Source organism: Bacillus alveayuensis, assembly GCA_030812955.1.
GTDB classification, from domain to species: domain Bacteria; phylum Bacillota; class Bacilli; order Bacillales; family Aeribacillaceae; genus Bacillus_CB; species Bacillus_CB alveayuensis.
Map to the genome: position 1 here is coordinate 101,003 of JAUSTR010000002.1, position 12,402 is coordinate 113,404.

Below are 12,402 nucleotides of genomic sequence, written 5' to 3' on the forward strand. Positions count from 1 at the left end.
TCCTTTTTACCTTCTCATTCATTTTTTAAAGATGAGAGCGTAAAAAAGGAACATTTTTTTCGGACGGTTTCTTTCTGTTTGGACTGTATTCGATAAAGTTTGGATCGTATTCGACAATAGTTGGATTGCATTCGACATAAAATGGATCGTATTCGACAAAAATCAGACAGTATATCTTTTGGATAAAAGACAGAAAGTATTGGGAGATCTTGTGAATATGTTTTCGCCTTTGATATGGTAAAATAGATAAGTAATCATTTTTCATCAGTAGGTGCTGTTCAGTCTAGCTTGATAGACTGTTACGAAGGAGGATGTTTTTGTGCTAAAAGTTCGCACAAAGGATATTATTGAAGAATTCAAATTAGAATTAATTAGTGGTGAAGAAGGAATTAGCCGTCCGATCACGACAAGTGATTTATCGAGACCGGGTTTAGAAATGGCAGGATTTTTTACTTATTATCCGAAAGAACGAATACAAATTTTAGGGATGACGGAATTGTCCTTTTTTGAACGGCTCACACCTGAAGAAAAGGTTCATCGCATGGAGCAGCTGTGCACAGATGTTACTCCAGCGATTATTATTTCTCGTGATTTGGATGTACCGCAAGAATTAATTGAAGCATCGGAAAATACAAATGTTCCGGTTTTGCGTTCTCCGCTTAAAACAACAAGGCTTGCGAGCCGATTGACAAACTTTTTAGAAAGCAAACTAGCACCGACTACGGCGATTCATGGTGTACTAGTCGATGTGTATGGAGTGGGGGTATTAATTACAGGAAAAAGTGGAGTAGGGAAAAGTGAGACTGCTTTGGAGCTTGTGAAACGAGGACACCGTCTAGTAGCAGACGATTGCGTGGAGATTCGTCAAGAGGATGGCGACACATTAATTGGCAATGCACCAGAATTAATTCGTCATTTGTTAGAAATTCGCGGTTTAGGAATCATCGATGTTATGACTCTGTTTGGAGCAGGGGCTGTACGCAACTATAAACGAATTTCTCTTGTCATTAATTTAGAATTATGGAATCCTAAAAAACAATACGATCGCCTCGGTCTTGAGGAAGAAAAAATGAAAATTTTGGATACATACTTGACCAAACTAACAATTCCTGTACGCCCAGGTCGAAATTTAGCGGTCATCATTGAAGTTGCTGCTATGAACTTCCGCTTAAAACAAATGGGATTTAATGCAGCAGAACAATTTACAAGCAAGCTGGCAGACGTGATTGAAGATCATCATGATGATTAATGGTGATATAAACTTTTGGCAAAATTATAGCAATGAATAGGAGTTGAAAAAAATGGAAACGAATATTCAACCGATCGATCGAATAGCATTTGAACTTGGGCCTATTCAAGTGTATTGGTACGGAGTCATTATTGGTATCGGAGCACTCATTGGGCTTTGGTTGGCTGTTCGTGAAAGTGAACGAAGAGGGCTTCATAAAGATGTTTTTGTCGATTTAGTACTATTTGCCATTCCGATCGCTATTATTTGTGCGCGCATTTACTATGTGATTTTCCAATGGGATTATTATTCGCAAAACCTCAGTGACATCCCGAAAATTTGGCAAGGAGGCCTTGCTATTCATGGCGGGTTGATCGGAGCGATCTTGACGGGATGGGTATTTGCGAGAGTCAAAAAGCTATCTTTTTGGCAGCTTGTAGATATCGCTGCACCTAGCATTATTCTTGGCCAGGCCATAGGACGCTGGGGGAATTTTATCAACCAGGAAGCACATGGCGGCCCTGTTTCCCGTGAATTTTTGGAAAATTTATTTTTACCAGATTTTATTATTAATCAAATGTATATTGATGGTCAGTATTATCATCCGACATTTCTTTATGAATCCATTTGGAATATTATTGGTTTTCTATTGCTTATTTTGCTTCGCAGAATGAATTTGCGGCGCGGCGAGCTATTTTTGTCGTATGTCATTTGGTATTCGATAGGCCGATTCTTTATTGAAGGGATGCGGACAGATAGTTTAATGTTGACAGAAACATTACGAATGGCACAAGTCATTTCTATTGTGTTAATTATTGCTGCCATTAGCACGATCATAGTTCGTCGTGTTACAGGTTTAGCGAATAAACGTTATTTAGAAAAATAAGGGGGAGAGGATGATGAACGTGAATGAAAGCTTGAAACATGGGGCAAAGGCTGGTCTTCAAACAAGTTGGACATTAGGAAAAGTCATCTTCCCCGTTACCTTATTTGTGTCACTTTTGCAGCATACGCCATTATTAGATCTGTTAATTGATCTTATTACGCCGATTATGGGGGTTTTTGGCTTAAGAGGGGATGCGGCAATCCCGCTTGTATTAGGAAATCTTCTGAATTTGTACGCAGCCATTGGAGCGATTTTAACCCTAGAGTTAACGGTCAAAGAAGTTTTTATTCTCGCTGTGATGTTATCTTTTTCTCACAATCTCATTATTGAATCGACTGTTGCAAGTAAAGTTGGCATTAAAATGTGGATGATTTTACTTGTTCGTATAGGTCTCGCTTGTGTATCAGCTATCATTATCAATATTGTTTGGCAAGGTGGAGAAAAACAAGCACAGTACGGGTTGATTCCACAATCAGATGTAAAACCTTCCAATTGGTTTGAGATCATCATGGATGGACTTGAAAAAGCGAGCTTCGGTATTTTACAGCTAGTGGTGATTGTCGTTCCGCTTATGATTGTCATCCAATTTATGAAGGATTTAGGATGGCTTCAATCATTTTCACGGTGGCTATCCCCTTTTACAAGGGCCATTGGAATGAGAGAAAACACTTCGATGACATTAGTGGCTGGCCTGACGATTGGTCTTGCTTATGGTGCCGGTGTCATGATTCAAGCAGTCAAAGAAGATGGGGTCAGCAATCGAGATTTAACGTTAGCCTTTATTTTCCTTGTATCTTGTCATGCTGTTGTAGAAGATACTCTAATTTTTGTCCCATTAGGCATCCCTGTTTTACCACTGTTAATCATTCGGCTCGTGACGGCTATTGTTTTGACAATGATTGTTGGATTAATATGGAAACAAGAGAGGCATCCAGCTAGGAAAGGGGCAGCTTATGAAAATTAATACGATATTATTTGATCTTGACGGAACACTAATTAATACGAACGATTTAATCATAGAGTCATTTTTGCATACGTTAAATTATTACTATCCAAATCAGTATAAACGCGAGGATGTTTTATCCTTTATCGGTCCTCCTTTAATCGACACGTTTCAGTCAATCGATGAAGAACGGGTCGAGGAAATGGTGGCGCGTTACCGAAAGTTTAATCATGAACAGCACGATGCGCTCGTGAAAGAATACGATACGGTGTATGAAACCGTGAAAGCTTTGCATGAAAATGGATTTAATCTAGGGATTGTGACGACGAAAATTCGCTCAACTGTGAATATGGGATTAAAGCTAACAAGGATGGATGCTTTTTTTGATGTAGTTGTCACACTTGATGATGTTGAAAATGCAAAGCCGCATCCAGAGCCGATTTTTAAAGCGTTAAAACAGCTTGATGCCATGCCGGAAGAAGCGATCATGGTAGGTGATAACCATCATGATATTGAAGCTGGAAAAAACGCTGGAACGAAAACAGCTGGTGTTGCTTGGAGCATTAAAGGGGAAGAGTATATTCGATCATATCATCCTGATTATCTATTAAAAAAAATGAGTGATTTACTAGTTATTTTTGGAGTGAAATAAAATTGAGAAGAACAGATCGGTACCCTGTTTCCGGATCCAATTCTTTATGGCAAGTATATAAAACGGTCTCGTTTTGGAAAGTGTTTAAAAATGTTCTCATCATTTTGATCGGTCGCTTTATTCCATTTATGCCTCTTAAAAATTGGCTTTATCGCACTTTTCTCGGCATGGACATTGGTTCTTACACTTCCTTAGCTTTTATGGTAATGGTCGATATTATGTTCCCAGAGAAAATTAAAATAGGTCAAAATAGCATTATTGGTTATAACACCACGATTTTAGCACATGAATATTTAGTGGAAGAGTATCGGCTAGGGAACGTTGAAATCGGCAATGAAGTGATGATTGGTGCAAATTCGACGATTTTACCAGGTGTAAAAATAGGCGATCGTGCAGTTGTAGCCGCTGGCACAGTCGTCCATAAAGATGTTCCGGAAGGGTGCTTTGTTGGTGGAAACCCGATGCGAATCATTTACACGAAGGAAGAGATGGACCAAAGACGTAAGGTGTAAGCACTAAAAGTTTACACCTTTTTGTTTTATCAGTTTAGAAAGGCTCTTTCCAAAAAGATTGTTGCTTTACTACAGCTTTTCGACTGTCAGGCAAGCGATACGCTTGCTACACGTTGTAGCGTGACGTTAACCGAACAAAAGCCGATGATCGGACAAATGTAATTTGTCCGACCACGTGCTTCGTTCGGTTCATGGACAGTCGAAAAGCAACAAAGTTTACGAAAACAGCCTTAAGAAATTACCCCATTTACAATCCAATAGTATACTTTTAAGAACTATAAACATGCATAAGCATTAATCGAAATAACGCTCGACCATATTCGAGGTAATTTTTCATAATTATGAACATTTTTCTCTTGAATGAATGTCTTTATTTTGGTAGTATGTTAGCATATTAGCGAATTAAAGTATTTTGTGTTGGGGGTGCCAACCGTGTTTATGTTTGAAAAACCGCTTGGGATGCGGGATACGTTGCCAAGCTTATATACGTTTAAGTCTTCTGTACGTAACAACATGATCAATGTTATTGAAAAATGGGGTTATCAAATGTTAGAAACGCCAACATTGGAGTTTTATGAAACCGTTGGTGTTCAATCTGCTATTTTAGAGCAGCAATTGTTTAAATTATTAGATCAGCAAGGGCATACACTTGTGTTACGCCCTGATATGACGGCGCCAATTGCTCGTGTAGCAGCATCAAAGCTGTTTAAAGGGAATTACCCTCTGCGGCTTGCTTATGCAGCGAATGTATTTCGGGCTCAACAACATGAGGGAGGACGTCCAGCTGAGTTTGAACAAGTCGGAGTAGAGTTAATTGGAGATGGAACGACGAGTGCCGATGCTGAAGTCATTGCACTTATGGTTTCTGCATTGAAAGAAGCAGGCTTGAAAGAATTTAAAATTTCGATCGGCCATATCGGCTTTATTCATGCTCTTTTTGAAGAAATATTAGGCAATGCGGAACGGGCGGATGTACTGCGCCGATATTTATATGAGAAAAACTTTGTTGGCTACAGGGAGCATGTGAAAGGATTGTCCATTTCCCAAATTGATAAGGACAGACTATTAAAGGTGCTTTATTTAAGAGGCGGCATTGAAAAATGTGACGAAGCAATGGAGCTTGTCCAATGTAAAGAAGGAAAGCAGGCCCTTGTTGATTTGCAAAATTTGTGGACTCATCTTCAATCTTATCAAGTAGAAAAATATGTTAAGCTAGAATTAAACATTGTTAGCCATATGAGCTATTATACAGGTATTTTGTTTGAATTGTACGCGAATCACGTAGGGTTTCCGATTGGAAATGGCGGACGGTATGATCAGCTTCTTGCCAATTTTGAGCGTCCTGCTCCGGCAACGGGATTTGGAATTCGTTTAGACCACCTTGTCGAAGCATTAGGAGAAATACAAGTTACGAGAGATCTTTATAGTGTGATTTATAGCGAGGAAAGACGACAAGAGGCTTTCCAGGAAGCGAGTAAACTTCGTGAAGAAGGAAAGCATGTCGTTTTGCAAAATATTTCGGGTATTCAAGATGTTGATTCATTTGCTAAGCAGTTTACGGATGTGTTTTATTTTCTCGGGAAACCCGGGAAGGAGAGAGAAAGATGAAAAGCTTGTTAACGATTGCGATGCCAAAAGGGAGAATCTTTGAGGAAGCGGCGGAGCTTTTGCAGAAGGCAGGTTATGTTTTACCAGAAGAACTAAATGAGTCAAGAAAGCTTATCCTTGATGTTCCAAACGAACATCTTCGCTTTATTTTAGCAAAACCGATGGATGTTACCACATATGTCGAGCATGGGGTAGCTGATGTTGGAATAGCCGGAAAAGATGTCATGATGGAAGAAGAGCGAGATGTTTATGAAGTTCTCGACTTAAACATTAGTAAATGTCATTTAGCGGTGGCAGGATTGCCGGAAACAAAGCTCAATGATATAGCGCCAAAGGTGGCGACTAAGTATCCGAATGTTGCATCCAAATATTTTCGTGAGCAAGGAGAACAAGTGGAAATCATTAAATTAAACGGATCCATTGAACTAGCTCCGTTAATTGGATTAGCTGATCGGATTGTTGACATCGTTTCGACCGGGAGAACTCTCCGTGAGAACGGTCTTGTAGAGCTTGAACATATCGCAGACATTACATCGCGTCTCATTGTCAACCCTGTTAGCTACCGCATGAAGGATGAAACGATTGATACACTTGTTGAGCGTCTGGCGAAAGTTGTTGAAGAGGAACAGGAGTGAACGAAGTATGAAGATCATCAAAGTTTCAGATGAAAAGCTTTCCTTAAGACGAACGATTGAATCTGGTACAGAAAAGCAGCAGCAAGCAGTTAAAACGATTATCGAACAAGTGAAGGCTTTAGGGGATCAAGCGGTTTTATCTTATACGAAACAGTTTGACGGTGCAGAATTGACATCGCTGAAGGTGACACAGGATGAAATCGAAAATGCATATGAGCAGCTTGATGATGAGTTGATATCCATTATTCGTGAAGCAGCAAAAAATATTTATAATTTCCATGAAAAACAAAAACGAAACTCTTGGATTGATTTTGATGAAAACGGCACAATGCTCGGACAAAAAATAACGCCGCTTGATTGTGTTGGCGTTTATGTTCCAGGGGGAACAGCAGCCTATCCTTCTTCTGTGTTAATGAATGTGATGCCAGCAAAGGTTGCGGGTGTTCAACGAATTGCCCTTACTTCACCTCCTAATGAAAAAGGTGAACTATCTCCAGGTGTGCTCGTGGCTGCAAATGAAGCAGGTGTTACGGAAGTTTATAAAGCAGGTGGGGCTCAAGCGATTGCGGCTCTTGCTTATGGGACGGAAACGATCACACCTGTTGATAAAATTGTTGGTCCTGGAAACATATATGTAGCTTTAGCGAAGCGAGCTGTATTTGGCCTTGTCGATATTGATATGATTGCTGGTCCGAGTGAAATCGTTATTTTAGCAGATGACTCGGCACGTGCAAATGAAGTAGCGGCCGATTTGCTTTCCCAGGCTGAGCATGATCCGATGGCCACTAGTATTCTTGTAACGACGTCTATAGTAGTAGCCGAAAATGTTCAAAGAGAAGTGAAAAGGCAGCTTCAAAGTCTTCCGAGAAAAAATATCGCCGCTTTATCTATTGAACAATACGGGAAAATATATGTAACAGAGACGATGGAGCAAGCGGTAAGAATTGTGAATGAGTTAGCTCCGGAGCATTTAGAAATATTAACTGAACACCCAGAGGAGTGCTTGGCCAAAATTAAGCATGCTGGGGCAATATTTTTAGGACGATATAGCTCAGAGCCAGTTGGTGATTATTTTGCTGGACCAAACCATGTCCTGCCGACAAATGGAACGGCTCGTTTTTCAAGCCCTTTAAATGTGGATGATTTTGTCAAAAAATCGAGCATTATTTCTTATAGTAAAGAGGCTTTTTTAGCTAATGCTGAAAAAATAACAAAACTGGCTCGATATGAAGGATTAGAAGCTCATGCGCGAGCCGTTGAATCGCGTTTGAAATAGGGGGATAGACAATGGAGAGAACAGCGAAGATTTTACGTAAAACAAATGAAACGGATATTACATTATCACTTGCCATAGATGGAGAAGGAAAATCAAATCTTGAAACGGGAGTCCCTTTTTTATCCCATATGCTTGATTTATTTACGAAGCATGGACACTTTAATTTAGAGGTTTTGGCAAAAGGAGATATTGAAATCGACGATCACCATACGACAGAGGATATTGGCATTTGTTTAGGACAAGCATTGCGAGAAGCTCTAGGCGATAAAAAAGGAATTAAGCGCTATGGTAATGCTTTTGTACCAATGGATGAAGCATTAGCACAAGTAGTTGTAGATTTAAGCAATCGCCCTCATTTTGAAATGAAGGGAGAATTTCCGGGAGAAAAAGTAGGTACTTTTGATACAGAGCTTGTTCATGAGTTTTTATGGAAGCTGGCTCTAGAAGCACGGATGAATTTACATGTCATTGTTCATTATGGGAGAAACACCCATCATATGATTGAAGCTGTTTTTAAAGCATTAGGAAGAGCACTTGATGAAGCGACGATGATTGACCCACGTGTGAAAGGGATTCCATCAACGAAAGGAATGTTGTAACAATGATTGCGATCGTTGACTATGGGATGGGCAATTTATATAGTGTGAGCAAAGCTTTGGAACGTTTAGGATCCGACTATTTTTTATCTAGTCGAACAGATGAATTAAAACAGGCTGATGGCTTTATTTTACCGGGAGTTGGCTCATTTAAAGATGCGATGCAGCTATTATCGGAAATGGGTCTTGATAATTTTTTAATACAAGAAACAAAGAACGGAAAACCGCTTCTCGGCATTTGTTTAGGTATGCAGCTATTGTTTGAAGAAAGTGAAGAAAACGGTTTAACAAAAGGGCTCGGCCTATTAAGCGGAAAAATAAAAAAGATTCCATCTGAGCAATTAAAGGTGCCGCACATGGGGTGGAACAAATTAACGTTTCATGCTGAACACGATTTATTAAAAGGGCTAAAAGAAGATTTTGTTTATTTTGTCCATTCTTATTATGCCGTTACGGATCAAGAGGAGATTGTTCTGGCAAGTGCTGAATACGGAGTAAAAGTACCGGCCGTTGTTGGAAAACATCATATTCTCGGTACACAATTCCACCCAGAGAAAAGTGGGAAGTTAGGAATGGCCATTTTACAAAATTTCTTATCCATTGTAGACGGGAAGGAGCAAAAGTAATGGGGTTTACGATTTATCCAGCAATCGATATTTTAGGTGGTAAATGCGTTCGCCTAATCCAAGGCGATTATAACAAAGAAACGGTGTATGGCAACTCCCCGCTTGAAATGGCAAAGCGTTTTGTCACAGAAGGTGCCGAATGGATTCATATGGTCGATTTAGATGGCGCTAAAGCTGGAAAGCGAATTAACCACGAGCATGTGATCAAAGCAGCAAAGGAATTAAATGTAAAGGTACAAGTTGGTGGGGGAATTCGGACGGAAGAAGATATTCAAGATTATTTGGACAACGGAGTTTCCCGTGTCATTTTAGGGAGCGCCGCCATTTCTAACCGTCCATTTGTGGAAAAAATGCTATCGAAGTATGGAAACCGGATTGCTATTGGAATCGACGCAAAAAATGGCTATGTTTCAACAGAAGGCTGGCTCCAAACTTCGGAAGTTCTTGCAGTGGAATTAGGAAAAGAGCTTGCGAAGAGCGGGGCAGAAATTTTTATTTTTACAGATATCGCAACAGATGGTATGCTTTCAGGACCTAACATCAAAGCCGTTCAGGAAATGGCAAAGGAAACGGGGAAATCCGTCATTGCTTCTGGGGGAGTCAGCTCTGTGGACGATCTCAATGCGCTAAAAGTACTAGAGAAAGATGGGGTCATTGGAGCCATTGTTGGCAAAGCGATTTATACTGGTAAAATTCGTTTAACGGATGTGCTTCAAGAGGTGAAAGAAGCATGATTACAAAACGAATTATCCCTTGTTTAGATGTGAAAGATGGACGGGTTGTCAAAGGTATACAATTTGTTGAGCTAAGGGATGCAGGTGATCCGGTCGAGCTTGCAAAATTTTATGATGAGGAGGGCGCCGATGAGCTCGTCTTTTTAGATATCTCTGCTTCCCATGAAGGACGAAAAACAATGGTCGAGGTTGTTGCCCAGGTTGCAGCAAAACTAGCGATTCCATTTACAGTAGGTGGTGGTATTAACACGTTAGAGGATATGAAAAAAATTCTCCGTGCAGGGGCGGATAAAGTATCGATTAACACATCTGCTGTCCAAAATCCAGGCTTGATTACGGAAGGGGCCCAATTTTTTGGGTCGCAGTGTATTGTCGTAGCGATTGATGCGAAATATGACAAAATGACAGGAAAATATTTTGTTTACACACACGGTGGTCGGAAACGAACAGATTGGGAAATTGTCGATTGGGCAAAAGAGGCAGTGAAACGTGGTGCAGGGGAAATTCTTTTAACAAGTATGGACGCAGACGGAGGAAAAAACGGATTTGATGTGAAATTAACGAGAATGGTGAGTGAAGCTGTAACTGTACCTGTGATCGCATCTGGTGGAGCAGGTGAGGCACAGCATTTTTATGAAGCCTTTCAAGAGGGGCTGGCAGATGCAGCTTTAGCCGCTTCTATTTTTCATTATAAAGAAACGTCTGTTAAAGAAGTAAAAAGGTATTTACGACGCCAAGGAGTGAACATTCGATGAACATAGAAGATTTAAAATTTGATGAAAACGGGCTCATCCCTGCTGTTGTTCAAGATGCCATCAGCAAAGAAGTATTAACAGTTGCTTATATGAATAAGGAATCTTTATTGAAAACAATTGAAACAAAGGAAACTTGGTTTTTCAGCCGTTCACGCCAGCAGCTATGGCATAAAGGAGAAACCTCTGGAAATACGCAAACAGTGAAAGCGATTCGCTATGACTGTGACTGTGATGCGCTTGTCGTATTCGTTGAGCCGAAAGGACCTGCCTGTCATACAGGAGAATATACTTGTTTTCACAAAGATTTAATAGGAGATGACAATCGTACGGATTCAGACAGATTTGATATTTTGAATAAGCTTGAACAAATCATCGCCAAAAGAGATATGGAACGGCCTGAAGGCTCTTATACGACCTATTTATTTGAAAAAGGGGTCGATAAAATATTAAAGAAAGTTGGAGAAGAGGCCGCAGAAGTGATTATCGCTGCGAAAAATCAAAGTCATGAAGAGTTAAAGTGGGAAGCTGCAGATTTGATTTTTCACTTATTCGTTTTACTAAGGGAGCAAAAGCTTCCGCTTGATGTCGTATTACAGGTGTTAAAGGAACGATATGAAAAGTAAATGATTTTAAAAGGTGACTGTGTTGAAAAGCAATGCTGACCCAATCAGTCACCTTATTCATTTATGATGGAGCAAGATTCTTGCTGATGTAAGGATTTCGCTCGAACAATTTGTAGACTTTATGCGGAAAAATACAAGATAGTATATAATAAGGTTGGTAAACTTTGATAAAGGGAGTCGACGTTGATGCAATTAGTAGCCATTGATTTGGATGGAACATTGTTATCTTCTCAATTAACGATATCAACCGAAAATCTCGAAGCGATTCGCGAAGCACAAAATCAAGGAAATATTGTCATGATTTGTTCGGGGCGTGCACCTGAAAATATTTTTGAACTATTGAATGACTACAATCTTTCTTGTCCGTTTGCAGCAAGCAATGGAACAGTTGTTGTGATTGATGGGAAAGAACGGGAAATCATCTCAATGGCGAAACCGGAAGTGTTGAAAACGGCACAAATTTTGGAAAGCTATCAGTCACCTTATAAGCTTTATACAAATGATGGTATTTGGATACCTAAAAGCTGGTATGACAACATTCAGACATCTTTAAAAGAAAACGAAGAGCTTAAAAGCCGATTAACCGAATTGGAATACCGGCAATTAACGGAACAGCCAAAAGAAACGGACAGCATTCATTTTTTCAATCATATTCAAGACGTCATTGACCTTCATGATTTATTTGTACAAAAGTTCTTTATTTTGCAGCTTCATCCGCAGAAAAGAGAGGAAATGATGGAGGAATTGAAAAAACTTAAGGGGCTCACGATTACGACTTCTGGAAATGATAACATTGAAGTGATGGATGAAAAAGGGAATAAAGGATTTGGATTGAATGCGGTCGCCCGACATTTTAATATTCCAATGAACAATACGATTGCAATCGGCGACAATTTCAATGACGTACCAATGTTGGAGGCTGCTGGGCTTTCTGTCGCTATGGGCAATGCAGATCCTAAGGTGAAAGAAATATGTGATGTTGTGACGAAAACGAATGATGAGCACGGTGTCGCCCATATTATTCGCAAATATGTATTAAATAAATAGGACTGTTTTCGCAAACTTTGTGTAAATGAAAAACACGTTGTGATATGAGACTTAAAGCAATTGGCGAATTACCGATTGCCTTGATGAAACATCTCTTTATAAGCAGGCACTTTTCTAAAAGATTGTTTGTTTTTACAATACTCTAGCTTTTCGACTGTCAGGCAAACGATACGCTAATAGAGTGACGTGAACCGAACAAAAGTCGATAGTCGGACAATGTAATTTGTCCGAGCACGTGCTTTGTTCGGTTCGCGGATAGTTGAAAAGCTACAATGCTTACG

General features: G+C 39.8%; 14 protein-coding genes. All 14 read left to right on the forward strand.

The genetic code is table 11. From position 1 onward, the window contains the following. Nucleotides 1-319: 319 nt before the first annotated feature. Entirely contained in the window at nucleotides 320-1,249 is a 930-nt protein-coding gene (gene hprK, locus J2S06_RS05235; RefSeq protein WP_419151543.1) for an HPr(Ser) kinase/phosphatase, read from the forward strand. 52 nt (nucleotides 1,250-1,301) lie between these two features. Beyond that, a complete protein-coding gene (gene lgt / locus J2S06_RS05240; RefSeq protein ID WP_419151544.1) occupies nucleotides 1,302-2,114 on the forward strand; it encodes a prolipoprotein diacylglyceryl transferase in 813 nt (270 codons plus the stop codon). 13 nt (nucleotides 2,115-2,127) lie between these two features. Beyond that, a complete protein-coding gene (locus J2S06_RS05245; protein WP_419151545.1) occupies nucleotides 2,128-3,078 on the forward strand; it encodes a nucleoside recognition domain-containing protein in 951 nt (316 codons plus the stop codon). Then, entirely contained in the window at nucleotides 3,068-3,709 is a 642-nt protein-coding gene (ppaX, locus tag J2S06_RS05250; RefSeq protein WP_419151546.1) for a pyrophosphatase PpaX, read from the forward strand. Before J2S06_RS05245 ends, ppaX begins: the two co-directional genes overlap by 11 nt. 2 nt (nucleotides 3,710-3,711) lie before the next feature. Next, complete coding sequence (locus tag J2S06_RS05255; RefSeq protein WP_419151547.1) at nucleotides 3,712-4,221, forward strand: acyltransferase; 510 nt, start codon at nucleotides 3,712-3,714, stop codon at nucleotides 4,219-4,221. A 432-nt stretch (nucleotides 4,222-4,653) separates the two neighbouring features. Continuing rightward, nucleotides 4,654-5,829, forward strand: a complete 1,176-nt coding sequence (locus J2S06_RS05260) for an ATP phosphoribosyltransferase regulatory subunit (RefSeq protein WP_044893527.1) — start codon at nucleotides 4,654-4,656, stop codon at nucleotides 5,827-5,829. Next, nucleotides 5,826-6,464, forward strand: a complete 639-nt coding sequence (hisG, locus tag J2S06_RS05265) for an ATP phosphoribosyltransferase (RefSeq protein ID WP_044893528.1) — start codon at nucleotides 5,826-5,828, stop codon at nucleotides 6,462-6,464. Before J2S06_RS05260 ends, hisG begins: the two co-directional genes overlap by 4 nt. A gap of 7 nt (nucleotides 6,465-6,471) precedes the next feature. Then, nucleotides 6,472-7,740, forward strand: a complete 1,269-nt coding sequence (gene hisD, locus J2S06_RS05270; protein ID WP_419151548.1) for a histidinol dehydrogenase — start codon at nucleotides 6,472-6,474, stop codon at nucleotides 7,738-7,740. Between the two features lie 11 nt (nucleotides 7,741-7,751). Next, nucleotides 7,752-8,339 carry an imidazoleglycerol-phosphate dehydratase HisB gene (gene hisB, locus J2S06_RS05275; RefSeq protein ID WP_419151549.1) on the forward strand — a complete coding sequence of 196 codons (588 nt, stop codon included), beginning with the start codon at nucleotides 7,752-7,754 and terminating at the stop codon, nucleotides 8,337-8,339. 2 nt (nucleotides 8,340-8,341) lie between these two features. Beyond that, on the forward strand, nucleotides 8,342-8,962 hold the full coding sequence (gene hisH / locus J2S06_RS05280; RefSeq protein WP_419151550.1) for an imidazole glycerol phosphate synthase subunit HisH: 621 nt from the start codon (nucleotides 8,342-8,344) through the stop codon (nucleotides 8,960-8,962). Continuing rightward, entirely contained in the window at nucleotides 8,962-9,696 is a 735-nt protein-coding gene (gene hisA, locus J2S06_RS05285) for a 1-(5-phosphoribosyl)-5-[(5-phosphoribosylamino)methylideneamino]imidazole-4-carboxamide isomerase (RefSeq protein WP_044893532.1), read from the forward strand. The genes hisH and hisA overlap by 1 nt, the downstream gene beginning before the upstream one ends. Further along, nucleotides 9,693-10,451: an imidazole glycerol phosphate synthase subunit HisF gene (gene hisF, locus J2S06_RS05290; protein ID WP_419151551.1), complete on the forward strand. Its 759-nt coding sequence runs from the start codon at nucleotides 9,693-9,695 to the stop codon at nucleotides 10,449-10,451. The genes hisA and hisF overlap by 4 nt, the downstream gene beginning before the upstream one ends. Next, nucleotides 10,448-11,074, forward strand: coding sequence for a bifunctional phosphoribosyl-AMP cyclohydrolase/phosphoribosyl-ATP diphosphatase HisIE (gene hisIE / locus J2S06_RS05295; protein WP_419151552.1), 627 nt, complete (start codon nucleotides 10,448-10,450; stop codon nucleotides 11,072-11,074). The genes hisF and hisIE overlap by 4 nt, the downstream gene beginning before the upstream one ends. Nucleotides 11,075-11,260: 186 nt before the next feature. After that, the gene (locus J2S06_RS05300) at nucleotides 11,261-12,121 is read left to right on the forward strand and encodes a Cof-type HAD-IIB family hydrolase (RefSeq protein ID WP_044893535.1); all 861 of its coding nucleotides are present in this window, start codon (nucleotides 11,261-11,263) and stop codon (nucleotides 12,119-12,121) included. Nucleotides 12,122-12,402 lie beyond the last annotated feature (281 nt).